Below are 16296 nucleotides of genomic sequence, written 5' to 3'. Positions count from 1 at the left end.
TCTTGCGCCTGTGGCGCAATTCACCTTGGATGCCGGAATCTATCAGTCGCCGTCGCTCTGAAATATCCGTCCACCACGAAGGCAGCGAAGCGGCAACCCCAACCCCAGTGACTCTGAAAACCAGCCCTAATGCCCACCTCTGAATTCGACCTGATTTACCGCTATTTCTCCTCCCTGGGTGCCGGCCCCGCCGTCGACCTTTCGGTGGGCGATGACTGCGCCATCCTCCGCCTGCAGCCCGGCGAACGCCTGGCGACCTCGGTGGACACCATGGTCGAGGGCGTGCACTTCACCGGGGACATGTTCCCGGAGGACACCGGCTTTCGCGCCGTCTCGGTGGCGGCATCGGACCTGGCTGCCATGGGCGCCCGCCCCATCGGCATGACGGTGGCCCTGACCCTGCCTGAGGCCGACGAATTCTGGATTAACGCCTTCAGCCAGGGCCTGGCCCAGGCTGTTTCCGGGTACCGGCTGCCCCTGGTCGGCGGCGATACCACCCGCGGCCCGCTGACCATCACCGTGCAGGTACTCGGCGCGCTGCCCGCCGGCCTGGCCCTGCGCCGCGAGGGCGCCCGGCCCGGCGATGCGGTTTATGTGTCCGGCACCCTGGGCGATGCCGCCGCCGCCCTGGCGTTTCTGCAGGACCAGTGGCAGCCCGAACCCGAGGCCGCCGAGTACCTGCTGCAGCGCTACCACCGCCCGCAGGCCCGTATCGACCTGGGCCAGCAGCTGCTGGGCAAGGCCACCTCGGCCATCGACATCTCTGACGGCCTGCTGGCGGACGCCGGCCACATCGCCGCCGCCAGTGGCGTGGCGCTGCATATTGATCCAGACGCCATCCCGCTTTCAACCGCGCTGCAATCTCACGCTGAGCGTGACACTATCCTGCACTGGGCCCTGGCCGGCGGTGACGACTACGAACTCTGCTTCACCCTGCCGCCGGGCGAGCCGGCACCCACGGGCTGCTCCCGCATTGGCCAGGTGCAAGCCGGGCAGGGCGTGCACACCGGCCTCGGCGGGGACCTGCCGACGGGATTCCAGCACTTTAGCTAACCGCCACCCCGGCTTCTGCGCCCACCCGCGCTGACCTCTTCACCGGGGCCCTCACCCGCCTCGACAAACTGCAGTTCCACACCGGGCCGCCCCGTTTCCGCGGAAACGTCCTGCCGCACCTTCACATCAAAACACCCGCGATGCAGCTGCCGGTGGTGGAACCGACACAGCGTGGTCAGGTTTTCCAGGCTGGTTTCCCCACCCTCGGCCCAGTGTTGAATATGGTGCGCTTCCACATACACCGATTCATGACACCCCGGGTACTGGCACACCCCATCGCGCTCCTGCAGCGCCCGCCGAATTGGCGCTGGCACCACCCGTGAGCGCCGGCCCACGTTGAGCACCTGGCCCTGTTCGTCCTCCAGCACGGTCAACAGCGAGGCATCGCAACCGATTCGCCGCGCCGTGGCCGGCGACAGCCAGGGTTTGTCCTCGAAATGCGCCTTGCCGTGAGTGCAACACAGCCCCGATCGCTGCTCGCGCAGGGTATTCACATCCACATGCAGCACCACCTGGCAGCGCTCCGCGCCTGTGAGCCCCTGCAGGTCGCGGTAATCCGGCCCGGAGGCCAGAAAATGTTCCACCATGTTGACCAGCGCATCGGCCCGAATCTGGTTCATGTGCTGGGAAAACGTTTCCGCGGAAATTTTTTCCTCTGCCCGCTCAAAGGCGAGGTTCGCCGGCAGTTCACTGGCGCTTGATCCCGTGCCCGTATCCGCCGCCACATCAGCGCCTGCATCGCTAACTGCAGCAGCACTCGCAACCGAGGCATCATCCTCATCTTCAGTCCCGGCTTCGTCGCGCCCCGAGCCACTGCGCGCCAGAATCTTCCTCGCCACTGCCTGCATGCGCGCCTTCTGCGCTGCCTGCCAGTCCGCCTGCCGCTCCTCTTCCAGGGGGCGCGCCACCGCCTGCAGGGTTTTTGCCACCAGTTGTCCCTCTTCCGGCGGCAGCCGGGCGTGAATCACCCACATGCCGTCTTCATCCTGGAACCAGTACAATTCACGCTGCTGTTCCCGCTGGCGCTCCTCATTCCCCGGCGCCTCGTCAGGCGCAGCGCCCTCGTCAGCAGCAGAATCCGCTGAATCCTCCAGCAAACCCTGCAGTCCGGGCTCCGCCACCGGCTCATAGCGCGCCACCAGCTTCTCCAGATGACTGGCGCTGTTGCCCTGGGCCAGCATCACCAGAAAGCCCTGGTTCTCCGGCGTGGCGGCGCGGGTAATGGCGCGTACCTTGGAGTAACTGAGCTCGCCCGAGGAGAAGGCCTTGTCCACCTCACACAGGCCCGCCAGGCACCGCGCCACCCGCACCTTCTCCCGTGCCGCGCCGATATCCATGCCGCAGCGCGCCGCCAGCCAGTGGGCACAGCTGCGCATGGCGCCGCCTTCCTTCCAGCCGCCGCAGCGGTCGAACTCGGCAATCATCCGCAGCAGGCGATGGTTGGCCACATTGATCTGTGCCGCCAGCAGGGTAATCGCCTGCCCCAGGTTCGCGCCATCGCGCACGGATTCCACAACAGCTGGCAGGCTCATAAGCGCACCTCAGTAAAACTGTATATATATCCAGTATCCTAGCGCTGCACCCACCACACCACCAGCGCCGCAATCCATCAAATGTGACCACACCGGGCTGAGGGAGTGTTTCCCAATCCGCAGATGAGCCTGAGGGAGCCGGGCAGGTAATCCCTCAGGCTCATGTTCCAAGGCAAGAGGCTGACAGCCACCAAGCCCGTGTATACTCCCCCCATGACATCAACCGCCCAGCCCACGCCGTTCCGCTCGCCCGTGCAATTCCTGGCCTTTGGATTTGGCTCCGGCCTCTCCCCCAAAGCCCCGGGCACCGTCGGCACCCTGGCCGCCGTGCCCCTTTACTGGTTGCTCAGCCAGCTGAGCCTGGGCTACTACAGCCTGGCCATCCTGATCACCTGCGCCGTGGGCATCTGGATCTGCGGCGAGGCCAGCCGGCAGCTGGGCGTGCACGACCACGGCGGCATCGTCTGGGATGAGTTCGCCGGCTTTTTCGTCACCATGTGGGCGCTGCCCAATAGCTGGCCCTGGATCCTCGCCGGCTTCGTCGCCTTCCGCGTCTTCGATATCGCCAAACCCTGGCCCATCGGCCCGCTGGACAAGAAAGTCCACGGCGGCCTGGGCATCATGATCGACGACGTGGTCGCCGGCATCATGGCCTGCGCCTGCCTGCACCTCGCACTATGGTTACTCTAATGATCGATCCAGCGGCACAAATACGACCATCTTCATTCCGGTCCCCCAATGCGTCATTCCGGTCCCCCAATGCGTCATTCCGGCCCCCCAATGCGTCATTCCGGCCCCCTAAGCTGTCATCCCGGCGTACGCCGCGGTCCGACGTATCGGAATCCACCGCCCCTTGGGCTCTCACCCTCACCCTTATCCTGGCCCTATGTCTCACCCTACAAGCCAACGCCCAAGCCACCCCCCGGATCGACCTCGAAGGCCTGATGCCCAGCGCCGCCATCCTCCTCATCGACGGCGAGCGCAAGCTGTTGAAAAAGGGCCAGACCCACAACGGCGTCACCCTGATTTCGGCCTACTCCAATACCGCCACCCTCGAGGTCAACGGCAGCCAGATGGTCCTCGGGCTCTCCCGAAAAGTGGGCACTAACTACCAGCCGCCGCCGGCGCAGACAGTGACCATCCGCCGCGACGCCATGCTGCAGTACCAGGCCAACGCGCACATCAATGGCCGCCAGGTCCGGGTGCTGGTGGACACCGGCGCCAACGTGGTTGCCATCAACCAGTCCGAGGCGGCTCGCCTGGGCATCGACCTCGACAAGGCCCAGCCGGCCCGGGTGGAAACCGCCTCCGGGGTCGCCCGGGCCTGGTCGGTGAATTTACGATCGGTCAGTGTGGGCGGCATCAAGGTCAACAACGTGCCGGCCACCGTGGTCGAGGGTGAATTCCCGGCCATGGTGCTCTTAGGCATGACCTACCTGCGCCATGTAAAACTTGAGGAAAATCAGGGGATTCTGACCTTGAGCCGGACCCACTAGGTAATCTCGTGGATATCCATGCGCTATCATCCAACTGCGATTATCTGGATGATGGCCGGTAACGCAATCGAAGGATAAATTCCATTAGAGTACGCTCCCAGGCCACCGCTGGCGGGTAGTCCCATTCCCCGGCAAACCTGTTAGAATACGCGCCCCTTTGGTACGGATAAGCCCCTTGACCGCACGCTACGTAGAATCTTCCCGTCTCCCCACCGCCTGGGGCGACTGGGTCATGCACGGCTTTGAAGACGCGCAAAGCAACAAGGAGCACGTGGTGCTGACCATGGGCGACGTCAGCAATGGCGAGCCGGTACTGGCCAGAATCCACTCCGAATGCCTCACCGGCGACGCCCTGTTCAGCCTGCGCTGCGACTGCGGCCTGCAGCTGCACGCGGCGATGAAGGCGATTGCGGAAGAGGGCAGGGGCGCCATCTTCTACCTCCGCCAGGAAGGCCGCGGCATCGGCCTGCTGAACAAGATCAAGGCCTACAAACTGCAGGACGCCGGTGCCGACACCGTGGAAGCCAACGAACAATTGGGCTTCGGCGCCGACATGCGCGACTACAGCCTGCTCCGCCCCATGCTGGAGCACCTGAAGATCAAATCTGTACGTTTAATGACCAACAACCCGCGCAAAGTGGCAGCCATGGAAGAGCAGGGCGTGGAAGTCGTCGAACGCATCGCCCTCCACACCGGCAGCAACCCCCACAACGAAAAGTACCTCAGCACCAAGGCCGGCAAACTGGGCCATATGTTCGAAGCCCAGGGCTAGACCCAACCGTCATCCCCGCCTTTATTCCGTCATCCCCGCCTTTATTCCGTCATCCCGGCGAAAGCCGGGATCCACATCTTTTTGTCATTCCCGCGCAGGCGGTGGTCCCGGCACACCGGAGTCCAGCGACCTCAAGCAAGAGAGAGCAAGTAATGGATCTCTACCGATCCCTCCCCACAATATACCTCCCCAACTCCCGCAACATATCCGCCGACTCCCCAAACGCCTCCAGCGCCCCAAGCGCCTCATCCAGCAACCGCTGCGCCTCCGCCTTCGCCCCCTCCAAGCCCAACAATTTCACATAAGTAGGCTTATTGGCATCCGCATCCTTACCAGCCGTCTTCCCCAATGCCGCAGAATCCCCTTCCACGTCCAGAATGTCATCCACCACCTGAAACGCCAGGCCGATATTGCGCCCATAAGCGTCCAGCGCAGCAAGCTGCACCTCCGTGGCATTGGCCGCAATACCCCCCAGCGCCAGTGAGGCACGAATCAGCGCCCCGGTCTTCATCTCGTGCATGGCCCGCAGCTCCTCCAGGCTCATGTCAGAATCCACCGCCTGAATGTCCACATACTGCCCGCCGACCATGCCCTCAAAGCCCGAGGCCTTCGCTAACACCTTGATCATTCGAACTTTTTGCTCCGCCGAGAGCCCCGGCGCATCGGCCAGCAACTCAAAGGCGCGGGCCTGGAGCCCGTCCCCCACCAGGATCGCGGTAGCCTCATCGAAGGCCTTGTGCAGGCTGGGTCTGCCACGACGCATGTCGTCGTCGTCCATGGCGGGGAGGTCGTCGTGGATGAGGGAGTAGGTGTGGATGAGTTCGAGGGCGAGCGCCGGTGCTGTGTCGGCAGTGGTAGAGCCCGCCACTGCCTTCCAGGCGGCAAAAAAGAGCGTGGGGCGTACCTGCTTGCCGCCATTGCTGGTGGCGTAGCGGCCCGGTTCACCCATTCCAGATGCGGCGGAGTCAGTTGGCTCCCAGAGCGACGCCAGGTCGTCATTCAGCCTGGCGCGAAAGCTGCCCATTAATCCGTCCAGGGTGTTAGTCACGGGGCTAGTCTTGCTCAGCCTGCTGGCCCGGGGGTTCCTGCAGCAGTTCGTTCACTTTTTGCTCGGCGATCGCCAGTTCTTGCTGGGCGTCGCGGACGAGTTTTATCCCTTGCTCAAAGTTCTGCAAAGCACTTTCCAGCGATTGATCGGTGGACTCCAACCCTGCGACGAGCGACTCGAGGCGCTGCAGCTTGGAAGCGAAGTTTTTCGGTGTGGTTTTCGATGCCATAAGACCTGTTGAGGACGGAGAAAAAGGGATTAGTTGCCAGTATACCAGCGAGCAGGCGTTAGGGGATGGCTATCGTGTGTATTCCTCTGATAGTACTGGCCAACCCGTCTATAAATCAGTAGCTTAGGGGGCATTGGAAACGTCATAATTGAGAACACTAAGCCGCCGGTGGCTCCATCAAGGGCGAGTAGTGCCGGTGGTCTTTCAGGCCTTTGGTACAAGCGGGCAGAAAGTTGGATGTTATCGGTGCAGGGGCAACAATCAGCAGGGCGATCATCGTTGGTTTCGGGTACGTTGGTGTATCTCGGGGCCAACATACTCAATGCACTGATCCCTTTCATTCTACTGCCTGTCCTGACTCGCTACCTGCTCCCCGCAGAGTACGGTGAAGTCGCGATTTTCCAGGTGCTGCTATCGGCACTGATCGGCATCGTGGGGTTGAGTGTTTCTGGCGCCGCAGGCCGCAAATTTTACGATAGCGAGCACGATGAAGCGGAACTCGCGCAATTTATCGCCTCCTGTTTGCAAATATTGATGGTGAGCGCTGGAATCAGCCTGCTCGTGGCGCTGGCCTTCGCGGCACCGTTGGCCCAGTGGCTGGGGTTGGGACTGCACTGGGTTATCTGGGCAATCATCGTTGCGGCTGCCACCGGTGTGGCCCAGTTGCGCCTGAGCCAGTGGCAGGTGCGCAAGTTGCCGTGCCAATTCGGTGCTTTCCAGGTGGGCCAGAGTGCACTCAATTTCGGCTTGTCACTGCTGTTGGTGGTCGGGCTGCTCCTAGGTGCGGAGGGCAGGATCGGGGCGCAGATATTCAGCGCCTTGGCATTCGCGTTACTCGCGCTCTGGTCATTGTGGCGTGACGGTTTACTGGTGCGCTGGCGCCTGCGGCGTGATTATCTTGAGGAGGTGCTCAGGTTTGGCGTGCCATTAATGCCACATGTAGTAGGAAATATCCTGCTTATGTACTTCGACCGGTTTATCATTAACAGTGTGATCGGGATGTCCGCAGCGGGGCTTTATATGGTGGCCTTCCAGTTCTCGATGGCGGTAATGCTGGTATTCACGGCGCTGAACAATGCTTACGTGCCCTGGCTCTACGAGCGATTGAAGCGGGACGACGCGACCGAGAAGGGACGGATCGTGCGCAACACCTATCTCTGGTTTGTCGTGATACTCTGTGGTGCCGGCCTGAGTTTTGTGGTCGGTCCGCCTCTGCTGCGGTGGATTGCCGGCGACGAGTACGCCGCAGCCGGTGACGTCATCGGTATTCTGGTGCTCGGGCAGGCTTTCGGCGGGATGTACCTGATGGTGACTAATTATATTTTTTACTCGAAGAAAACCGGGGCATTAGCTCTCGCAACACTGGTAACAGGAGCGGTAAATATTCTATTACTGGTCGTGCTGGTCCCCTCCCATGGCATAATTGGTGCGGCGATAGCGTTCGCGCTGGCGATGGCATTGCGCTTTGGCCTCACGTGGTGGGTCGCGCAGCTCCGCCATCCGATGCCCTGGTTTCAATTGGTAAAGGCAGGCTAGGCATGTTCAAAGACGCAACAATTCTGGTAACCGGTGGCACGGGGTCCTTCGGCCACAAGTTTATACCCATGACACTGGAGCGATACAATCCCAAGAAAGTGATTGTGTTCTCCCGCGATGAAATGAAACAGTGGGAGATGGCCAAGTTATTTGCTGCCGATGACAGGCTGCGTTTTTTCATTGGCGATGTCCGCGACCGAGAGCGGCTCTACCGCGCCCTGGATGGTGTCGACTACGTTGTGCATGCCGCGGCGACCAAGATTGTACCCACCGCAGAATACAATCCCTTCGAGTGCGTGAAAACCAATGTGAACGGCGCCATGAACCTGATCGACGCCGCCATCGACAAACAGGTAAAGGGGGTGGTCGCGCTCTCGACCGACAAGGCCAGCAGCCCGGTCAACCTTTACGGGGCGACCAAGCTGGCATCCGATAAGCTCTTTGTCGCTGCGAATTCCTACTCGGGCGCTCACGAAACCCTCTTCTCGGTGGTGCGGTACGGGAATGTCATGGGCTCCCGCGGCTCGGTAATACCCTACTTCATGTCGCTCAAGGATTCCGGCGTATTGCCGATAACCGACCCGCGAATGACCCGTTTCATGATTACCCTCGAACAGGGGGTGGAACTGGTTTGGCATGCATTTGCAGATATGGTTGGCGGCGAAATCTACGTCAAGAAAATCCCTTCGATGAAGCTCGCGGAACTGGCCAGGGTGGTCGCCCCGCAGGCCCGGCATGAACTTATCGGTATTCGCCCCGGTGAAAAATTACACGAGCAGATGATCAGTTCTGAGGACTCCCACTTTACTTTCGAATACCCCGAGCATTTCAAAATTCTGCCGAATCTCAACGGCTGGGGTGGTAGCAAGGAGCGGATTAAGGACGGGATCAAGGTTGAGGAGGGTTTTGTCTATGCCAGCGACAGCAATCCTGCCTGGATGAGCGAAGCTGAACTCATGGCCTGGATAGAAGCCAACTATGCCGACATAGGTAATATCTGAATGATCCCTTACGGCAGGCAGTGTATCGAGCAATCGGACATCGACGCTGTAGTCGAAGTATTGCACTCCGACTTCCTGACCCAGGGGCCGAAAGTACCGGCCTTCGAAGGCGCGGTTGCCGACAGGGTGAATGCCCGTTATGGCTTCGCCGTCAACAGTGCGACTTCCGCGCTCCACCTCGCCTGTCTGGCCCTTGGGGTGGGGCCGGGTGATCGCGTCTGGACTTCACCGAATACCTTCGTTGCCTCTGCGAACTGCGCGCTCTATTGTGGCGCGACTGTAGATTTCGTCGATATCGACCCGTGGACCTACAATATGTGTGCGGAAACACTGGCCGAGCAACTGCAGCGGGCGCAGGCCGAAGGCTGCCTGCCCAAGGTCGTGATCCCGGTACACTTTGCTGGCCAGTCCTGTGACATGGCGGAAATACACGCACTGTCCGCGCAGTACGGGTTCTCAATCATTGAAGACGCTTCACACGCCATTGGCGCGAGCTATCGCGGGGAGCCGGTCGGCTGTGGCCGATTCAGCGATATCACGGTATTCAGTTTCCATCCGGTCAAGATCATCACTACCGCCGAGGGTGGGCTGACGGTGACCAATAGTGAAAAACTTGCGCAAACCATGGCCTTGCTGCGCTCCCAGGGCGTGACCCGGGATGAGGCGCTGATGACCGAGGCTGCGCACGGGCCCTGGTATTACCAGCAAATCGAACTCGGCTTCAACTACCGGATGACCGATATCCAGGCCGCGCTGGGCCTCAGCCAGTTGGGCAGGCTGGATCAGTACCTGTCGCGCCGCCACCAACTCGCCAGCCGCTATGACCAGGCTTTTGCGGACCTGCCGTTGACCTGCCCGTGGCAGCATCCCGACAGCGTCACCGCCTACCACCTGTATCCGGTGCGTATTCCCGGGCGCGAAGGGTGTGGCCGCAAGGAGGTATTCCAGCAGCTCAGGCAAGCAGGCATCGGCGTCAACGTCCACTACATCCCGGTTCACCTGCAGCCCTACTACCGGCGCCTGGGCTTTGCGCCGGGCGATTTTCCGGAAGCCGAAAAATACTATAGCGAGGCTATCAGCCTGCCGCTTTTCCCGGCACTGGGTGAAGATGAGCAAGATGCGGTGATCGCAGCGGTACGCGAGGTGGTGCGAACATGAACGTCGCTATCATTCCCGCGCGAGGAGGGAGCAAACGAATTCCGCGGAAAAATATCAAACCATTTTGCGGAAAGCCCATTATTACCTGGTCAATAGAGGCAGCACTTCTTAGCGGATGCTTCGACCGTGTTGTTGTTTCTACTGACAACAATGAGATTGCTGCGGTCGCGCGATCCGTCGGGGCAGAGGTGCCGTTCGAGCGACCTGCCGACCTATCAAATGACCACGCACCTACTATTCCAGTGATTGCACATGCAATCGAGTGGATAAAGCATAATTATGGCTCTGTTGACTACGCTTGTTGTATTTACGCTACTGCACCATTTGTTCGAGCGGAGGATTTGAATCGCGGACTTGGTGTTTTGGTGAATAGCGGCGCCAATTTCGCATTTACTGTCACCAGCTACGCTTCTCCAATTCAGCGGGCTGTTCGTATTAATAGTAAAAACCGTGTGGAAATGTTCAACCCAGAGAACTTTAGTTTCCGTTCGCAGGATATGGAGGAAGCGTTCCATGATGCAGCTCAGTTCTATTGGGGTCGCGCCGATGCATGGTTGGCAGAAGAAACAATTTTTTCGGCTAATGCCGCACCAGTGATTCTTCCTCGTTACCAGGTCCAGGATATTGATACTGATGAAGATTGGCTAAGGGCGGAGCTGATGTTCCAAAGTCTTAGTGCACGTGAAGTGGAGGGAACATGAGCTTCAAGACAGAACAAGAGGCTTTTTGGGCTGGCGAATTCGGAACGAAATACATCGAGCGGAATAAGGGTGATATCCTGAAGGCTGCTAACATCGATTTTTTTGCTAAGGCTTTGAGTAACACGCGTGGACTCCAAAGTTGCATAGAGTTTGGCGCCAATATCGGAATGAATATTAACGCGCTAAAACTACTTTACCCAGAGCTAGATGCACACGCGATTGAGATAAACAAGAACGCTGCTATCCAACTACGTGAAGTGATCGAGTCCGCTAATGTCTACGAATGCTCAATACTAGACTTTGTCCCTACGCGAATGTGGGATTTGGTTTTGGTAAAGGGTGTGCTCATTCATATCGAACCAAGCATGTTGCCTCAAGTTTATGAAAAGCTTGTTGCCTCCTGTGGTCGCTTTTTGCTGGTGGCAGAGTATTACAACCCTGTGCCAGTCTCCATTTCCTATCGTGGCCACAATGAACGCCTATTCAAGCGAGACTTTGCGGGTGAAATTCTCGAGAACTATCCGCAGATGGAATTGGTGGACTACGGGTTCGTTTATCGCCGCGACCCTAACTTTCCGCAGGATGATTTAACTTGGTTTCTGTTAGAGAAGTCCGCAGCAGTATTGGAATGAAATTCGCCATTCGAGTTGACGCTTCGCGGCTAATCGGCACCGGGCACGTTATGCGTTGCCTAGCATTGGCGGATTCGCTGGCGGCGCTTGGTGCAGATTGTCATTTTCTCTGTCGCGCTCTCGAAGGAAACCTCATCGACTATATCCGCAGAAAGGGTCATGCAGTCCATACACTGCAGAACGCACCTGCTGAAAAATCTGGTGTTGGTTGGAAGAATGAGTTAAATAATTATAACAGCACAGCCTACGGTCACTGGCTGGGTTGCGCCCAGGAGGATGATGCAACAGCCTGCCTCCGCATTCTCTCCAATTTGCATCCGGATTGGCTAATTGTTGACCATTATGCATTAGATGCTTGCTGGGAGCAGGCTGTGGCGCCGTTCGTTCAACAGTTAATGGTTATTGACGATCTAGCAGACCGTCCTCACAGTTGTGATCTTTTGCTAGATCAGAATCTTGGTCGTAGTGCTCAAGAGTACGAGTCACTAATACCTTCGCGGGCTTCAGTCCTTGTTGGGCCAAAATTCGCGTTACTGCGACCTGAGTTTGCAATGAGGAGGCAGGAGAGTCTCTCAAATCGTCAAAGTGGAAGACTGAGTCGACTACTTATCAGCATGGGAGGTGTCGACTATAAAAATGTTTCAGGTACATTGTTAGAGGCTCTCGAAAGTAGTTCTTTGGCAGGTGGTTTTCACATAACTATTGTCATGGGACGAAGTTCGCCTTGGCTAGATCGTTTACAATCGTTAGCCGCTCGCTCGTCCCTTCAAGTAGATGTTCTCGGCGATGTGGGAGATATGGCCCTTTTGATGGCGAACAGCGATTTGGCTATAGGGGCGGCCGGTACGAGTGCCTGGGAGCGATGTTGTTTGGGGTTACCAACTCTGATAACTGTTCTGGCGGATAATCAGATTGCGGGAGCGAAGGCTCTATGTTCTATCAAGGCAGCGCGCCTGATCAAGATTGACGAAACCTTATCTTCCCAGCTTAGCGACACGATTATGGATTTAGAAAAGCCAAATAGCCTTACTGCAATGAGTAACATGGCGCTAAGTATTACCGATGGTAAAGGGGTTGATAGGCTCGTGGGAGCACTAACGATTGGTCGCCACTGAGATAGCCAGTTTTTCATTGTAAAAGTAGTAATTTGAAGCCGTCAGTTCTAGAGGTCACGTATCTACAACTGGTTATTCTGAAAGTGAAATGAACTGAAGAACTTAGTAATAATATCGATTGAGGCAGGCTGTAGCTTAATCTTATAACACTTGAGCGTGGCAAGCAGAGGTTAGTTGGAAGTTTCTAATATTGCAGTCCAGCCAGCATTCCCTTTGGAGAATAGATGAATTTCTCAATTGGCGAAATCCGAAAAATGGAAGCTAATGACCTTGAGTTGGTCTGGCGTTGGCGGAACTCTGACCGCGTTAGGAGTTTTATGTTTTCTCAGAGAATAATTTCGTTTGAAGAGCATCTCGCCTGGTTTGAAAGATCCTCTAATGATCCTAGAAAACACTTGCTTATCTATGTCGAACGCGAACAACCTCTGGGATTTGTTCACTTCAGTGAGATTAGTGATGGAGGGATCGTGGAGTGGAGTTTTCATACCGCTCCTGATGCACGGAAAGGCGTGGGGTCAAAAATGGGAGAGGTCGCCATAGGATTTGCTTTTGAGCGGGCTGGTTTTCACAAAGTTTGCGGACAAGTGATTAGCTATAATCAACGATCTTTGGACTACCATATTCGCCTTGGTTTCAAGAAAGAAGGGATTCTGTTTGAGCAGTTTTATGACGGTAAAATCTATCATGATGTAGTTTGTTTTGGCCTTCTCCAATCGGGCTGGATTAGTCGATCTTAGCGAGGAACATTGCACATGAGCGTAGAGGTCTACATAGTGGCTAGTTGCAAGAAATGGCATAGCCAGGGATTCGATGATTTGGCTTCTGTTGTTCCCGGGAATTGGCTTATGGCAGAAACTCCGGAGGAACTGAAAGGTCAACTTGTGGCTGCCAAGCCTCGCTATATTTTTTTTCTCCATTGGAGTTGGATTGTTCCGGAGGAAATATGGGGACAATATGAGTGCGTTTGTTTTCATATGACCGACGTTCCCTTCGGGCGCGGTGGCTCACCGCTTCAGAATTTGATTGTAAGAGGTTTTAAGTCCACAAAGCTAAGTGCATTGCGGATGGTAGCAGAATTGGACGCTGGACCTGTTTACACCAAAAGGGACATGGTCCTTTCTGGAAGTGCTGAGGAAATCTATCTTCGAGCCAGCCTTATAAGCTTTGAGATTATCAGGTGGATGGTGGAGCGAAATCCCCTGCCTACAGAACAATCAGGGGAGGTAGTAACTTTTGAGCGAAGAAAGCCAGATCAAAGTGCGCTGCCCAATGGCAGTGACCTGGAATCACTGTATGACTATATTCGGATGCTAGATGCTGAAGGATATCCAAACGCGTTTCTTCAGCATGGTAAGTTTCGAATAGAATTTCGTTCGGCAGAGTTTGATGGAGAAATGATATCTGCATCAGTTCTAATAAAACCGGTTAGAGAGTGATTGGCGATGATAGTTAATATTGACGGTGTAGAAATAGGTCCTAATCGTCCTCCTTTTGTTATCGCCGAGTTATCAGCAAATCACAACGGCTCGCTAGAGCTTGCACTGAAAACGATTGCTGAAGCGAAGCGAAGGGGGGCGTCAGCGATAAAGCTGCAGAGTTATACCGCGGATACAATGACGATTGACTGTGATAATCCAGAATTTTTGATAAAGGTTGGCCCATGGAAAGGTTACAAGCTTTATGATCTATACGTCGAGGCGCAAACGCCCTTTGAATGGCATCGGGCGATGATAGAGTGCGCAAGGGAGGTCGGTATTACTGCGTTTTCAACCGCTTTTGATGAGTCTGCAGTGGATCTTCTGGAAGATTTAAATGTGCCGGCATACAAAATTGCCTCCTTCGAAATTACTGATCTACCCTTAATAGAGTATGTCGCACTTACAGGTAAGCCTTTAATTATGTCTACAGGTATGGCAAGCCGAGAAGAAATAGAAGAGGCTGTCAATACGGCGAGGTCAGCGGGTTGTCAGCAAATAGTACTACTCCATTGTATCAGTAGCTATCCAGCCCCGATAGAGCAAGCGAACTTGGCTCAAATAAGAGAGCTAGGTGAAACGTTTGGAGTGGTTCCGGGCCTCTCCGACCATACACTAGGCACAACGGTTTCTGTTGCCGCAGTGGCACGGGGGGCTTGTCTAATCGAAAAGCATTTTACATTGGACCGGTCTTTAGGGGGGGCTGATAGCGGTTTCTCCATCGAACCTGAAGAACTTGAAAAATTGTGCGTTGAGACTCGGGCTGCATGGTCCGCAGTAGGTTCTGTTTCCTACACCCGCCAACAATCGGAGGAAAAAAATAGGATTTTCCGCCGTTCAATATACTTCGTGCGTGATATGGGCGTGGGAGATATGGTTACGGAAACGGACATTCGTCGAATTCGACCTGGATTAGGACTGCCACCCAAATATTTCGATACGCTGCTAGGTAAGACTCTGAAAAAGAGAGTTAAACGAGGTACTCCAGTAAGTTGGGAGTGCTTCCATGAATAAGCTTGTACTGGTAGTGGCGGCACATCCAGATGATGAAGTTTTGGGTTGTGGGGGCACTATAGCCCGCCACGTAGATGAGGGCGATTCAGTTTTTACCGTATTTATGGCGGATGGAGTCAGTTCTCGATTAGTTACAACGGGCATTGAAAATAGGCTTTCGGCAGAGAAAGCGGCCAAAGATATACTGGGGATAAGCCAGTCTTTCAATTTGGGTTTCCCGGACAACAGCATGGACACCATACCTTTTCTTGATATTGTAAAAAGGCTGGAATCTGTTGCGGCTCAAGTAGACCCGCAAATCATATACACCCATCATATTGGAGATTTGAATATTGATCATAGGATAACTCAGCAGGCTGTTCTTACTGCATTTCGGCCACTTCCAGGAGCCAGAGTGAAGGAAATACTTGCTTTTGAAGTTATGTCGAGTAGTGAGTGGAATGCCGCGGAGCAGTCTCCGTTTCACCCCAATTATTATGTTGATATAACAGGCTATATAGAAAGAAAGCTGGACGCGTTGTTGGCCTATGAGTTGGAGATGCGAGACCCGCCACACAGCCGCAGTATCGAGCATCTTGAAGCGTTGTCCAAGCATAGAGGCCACTCGATTGGAGTGCCCGCCGCAGAAGCATTCATTTTGCTGAGGCAGTTACGTTAAGACCTGATGCCAATTAATTGTATTTGGAAGCTTTTGTGAACTGTAATTTCTGCCTAGAGTTTACGCAAATGGCTGTCAAGATCGTCGTTGATTGTTTGCCTTGGCTGAGCAGGTTCTCGAGAGGTAGATATTTTCTCCCTGAAACCATTCATGGGGGAATCCGTTCGAGCCGTTATAAAAGCTGCGAGTACATCCAGGATTAATGTCTTCGTGCAGTTCGACGATCATGGTGTCCACCATAGGTAGCCAAGCCTCCGTGGCGGATAATACTTCTTTTTCTGCGCCTTCTATGTCGATTTTAAGAATATCAACATGACTGATGTCGTGCTCTTTGATGATTGCGTCTACCGTTATACCGGGAACTGATCCTAATGATGTTTGATCCAAGGCCTGTGGATCATCAGAATGCTTGGTAACGAAGGCCCAACTTCCGGCGCCGGGATCAAAGATTTCAATTGGTTCAAGGCAATGCCATAGGGCGGCTCTAATTGCGATAATTTGCGGATAGTATTTGATGTTCGATAATAAGAGCTCAAAGTTTTTTGCTTCGGGTTCAACAGCTATAATTTTCGCATCGGGGTACTCGTTGGCGAAAAAAATGGCAGCTAGACCGATATTCGCTCCTGCGTCAATTATTGTACGGACCGGCTGTTTTGCATAGAAGTCATAGTCTCGATAAATAAACATCTGGCGAAAGGTTGGAATGTCAGAGCTATTTACTCTCAATTCAATTGGATGGGCTACGCCCTTCACAGTCTTTTTTAAGTAATAGGTCCTTTTGGTCAGAAACCCCGCAAGAGCCAATAACGTCCCATTTAGCCCTAACACTTGAAAATAGTAGGTAATTCTTTTAATGGTGGTGAGCATATCTAGAAC

General features: G+C 55.4%; 18 protein-coding genes. 14 read left to right on the top strand and 4 right to left on the bottom strand.

Annotated elements, in window-relative coordinates; all coding sequences use genetic code 11:
- Positions 1 to 129: 129 nt before the first annotated feature.
- On the top strand, positions 130 to 1053 hold the full coding sequence (thiL, locus tag DWB85_RS08040; RefSeq protein WP_117953703.1) for a thiamine-phosphate kinase: 924 nt from the start codon (positions 130 to 132) through the stop codon (positions 1051 to 1053).
- On the opposite strand, the gene DWB85_RS08035 is transcribed toward thiL, so the two are convergent.
- Positions 1050 to 2585 carry an HNH endonuclease signature motif containing protein gene (locus tag DWB85_RS08035; RefSeq protein ID WP_117953702.1) on the bottom strand — a complete coding sequence of 512 codons (1536 nt, stop codon included), beginning with the start codon at positions 2583 to 2585 and terminating at the stop codon, positions 1050 to 1052. The two genes, thiL and DWB85_RS08035, sit on opposite strands and share 4 nt — an antisense overlap.
- A gap of 213 nt (positions 2586 to 2798) precedes the next feature.
- Here DWB85_RS08035 and DWB85_RS08030 point away from each other — a divergent pair, with 213 nt between their 5' ends.
- The 3 genes from DWB85_RS08030 (at position 2799) to ribA (ending at position 4853) form a co-directional block, all read left to right on the top strand.
- Positions 2799 to 3275, top strand: a complete 477-nt coding sequence (locus tag DWB85_RS08030; protein WP_117953701.1) for a phosphatidylglycerophosphatase A family protein — start codon at positions 2799 to 2801, stop codon at positions 3273 to 3275.
- A gap of 254 nt (positions 3276 to 3529) precedes the next feature.
- A complete protein-coding gene (locus tag DWB85_RS08025; RefSeq protein ID WP_162846058.1) occupies positions 3530 to 4081 on the top strand; it encodes a retropepsin-like aspartic protease family protein in 552 nt (183 codons plus the stop codon).
- Between the two features lie 175 nt (positions 4082 to 4256).
- Positions 4257 to 4853 carry a GTP cyclohydrolase II gene (gene ribA, locus DWB85_RS08020; RefSeq protein ID WP_117953699.1) on the top strand — a complete coding sequence of 199 codons (597 nt, stop codon included), beginning with the start codon at positions 4257 to 4259 and terminating at the stop codon, positions 4851 to 4853.
- 160 nt (positions 4854 to 5013) lie between these two features.
- Here ribA and DWB85_RS08015 read toward each other — a convergent pair whose 3' ends face one another.
- Both DWB85_RS08015 and xseB read right to left on the bottom strand, forming a co-directional pair.
- Complete coding sequence (locus DWB85_RS08015; protein WP_239017259.1) at positions 5014 to 5901, bottom strand: polyprenyl synthetase family protein; 888 nt, start codon at positions 5899 to 5901, stop codon at positions 5014 to 5016.
- Between the two features lie 4 nt (positions 5902 to 5905).
- Positions 5906 to 6130, bottom strand: coding sequence for an exodeoxyribonuclease VII small subunit (gene xseB, locus DWB85_RS08010; protein ID WP_117953698.1), 225 nt, complete (start codon positions 6128 to 6130; stop codon positions 5906 to 5908).
- A 237-nt stretch (positions 6131 to 6367) separates the two neighbouring features.
- Here xseB and DWB85_RS08005 point away from each other — a divergent pair, with 237 nt between their 5' ends.
- The 10 genes from DWB85_RS08005 to DWB85_RS07960 all read left to right on the top strand — a co-directional run bounded on the left by DWB85_RS08005 (position 6368) and on the right by DWB85_RS07960 (position 15420).
- On the top strand, positions 6368 to 7666 hold the full coding sequence (locus DWB85_RS08005; RefSeq protein WP_117953697.1) for a lipopolysaccharide biosynthesis protein: 1299 nt from the start codon (positions 6368 to 6370) through the stop codon (positions 7664 to 7666).
- Positions 7667 to 7668: 2 nt separating this feature from the next.
- Positions 7669 to 8667: a UDP-N-acetylglucosamine 4,6-dehydratase (inverting) gene (gene pseB, locus DWB85_RS08000; protein ID WP_117953696.1), complete on the top strand. Its 999-nt coding sequence runs from the start codon at positions 7669 to 7671 to the stop codon at positions 8665 to 8667.
- On the top strand, positions 8668 to 9825 hold the full coding sequence (gene pseC / locus DWB85_RS07995; RefSeq protein WP_117953695.1) for a UDP-4-amino-4,6-dideoxy-N-acetyl-beta-L-altrosamine transaminase: 1158 nt from the start codon (positions 8668 to 8670) through the stop codon (positions 9823 to 9825). It abuts the gene before it with no gap.
- Positions 9822 to 10526, top strand: a complete 705-nt coding sequence (pseF, locus tag DWB85_RS07990) for a pseudaminic acid cytidylyltransferase (RefSeq protein WP_117953694.1) — start codon at positions 9822 to 9824, stop codon at positions 10524 to 10526. The genes pseC and pseF overlap by 4 nt, the downstream gene beginning before the upstream one ends.
- Entirely contained in the window at positions 10523 to 11158 is a 636-nt protein-coding gene (locus DWB85_RS07985; protein ID WP_117953693.1) for a pseudaminic acid biosynthesis-associated methylase, read from the top strand. The genes pseF and DWB85_RS07985 overlap by 4 nt, the downstream gene beginning before the upstream one ends.
- On the top strand, positions 11155 to 12273 hold the full coding sequence (gene pseG, locus DWB85_RS07980; protein WP_117953692.1) for a UDP-2,4-diacetamido-2,4,6-trideoxy-beta-L-altropyranose hydrolase: 1119 nt from the start codon (positions 11155 to 11157) through the stop codon (positions 12271 to 12273). Before DWB85_RS07985 ends, pseG begins: the two co-directional genes overlap by 4 nt.
- Before the next feature lie 224 nt (positions 12274 to 12497).
- Positions 12498 to 13010, top strand: a complete 513-nt coding sequence (pseH, locus tag DWB85_RS07975) for a UDP-4-amino-4,6-dideoxy-N-acetyl-beta-L-altrosamine N-acetyltransferase (protein WP_205422691.1) — start codon at positions 12498 to 12500, stop codon at positions 13008 to 13010.
- Between the two features lie 15 nt (positions 13011 to 13025).
- Positions 13026 to 13709 (top strand): formyl transferase, encoded by a 684-nt coding sequence (locus DWB85_RS07970; protein ID WP_117953691.1) that lies wholly within the window; start codon positions 13026 to 13028, stop codon positions 13707 to 13709.
- Positions 13710 to 13715: 6 nt separating this feature from the next.
- Positions 13716 to 14762, top strand: coding sequence for a pseudaminic acid synthase (gene pseI, locus DWB85_RS07965; RefSeq protein WP_117953825.1), 1047 nt, complete (start codon positions 13716 to 13718; stop codon positions 14760 to 14762).
- Positions 14755 to 15420 (top strand): PIG-L deacetylase family protein, encoded by a 666-nt coding sequence (locus DWB85_RS07960; protein ID WP_117953690.1) that lies wholly within the window; start codon positions 14755 to 14757, stop codon positions 15418 to 15420. The genes pseI and DWB85_RS07960 overlap by 8 nt, the downstream gene beginning before the upstream one ends.
- 75 nt (positions 15421 to 15495) lie before the next feature.
- Here the strand turns inward: DWB85_RS07960 and DWB85_RS07955 are convergent, their stop codons facing one another.
- Positions 15496 to 16287: an FkbM family methyltransferase gene (locus DWB85_RS07955; protein ID WP_117953689.1), complete on the bottom strand. Its 792-nt coding sequence runs from the start codon at positions 16285 to 16287 to the stop codon at positions 15496 to 15498.
- Positions 16288 to 16296: the final 9 nt, after the last annotated feature.

The sequence above is a fragment of the Seongchinamella sediminis genome, from assembly GCF_003457605.1.
GTDB lineage: Bacteria > Pseudomonadota > Gammaproteobacteria > Pseudomonadales > Halieaceae > Halioglobus > Halioglobus sediminis.
Note: the sequence above shows the minus strand (reverse complement) of the source record. Positions and strands in the feature narration are given on the sequence as shown.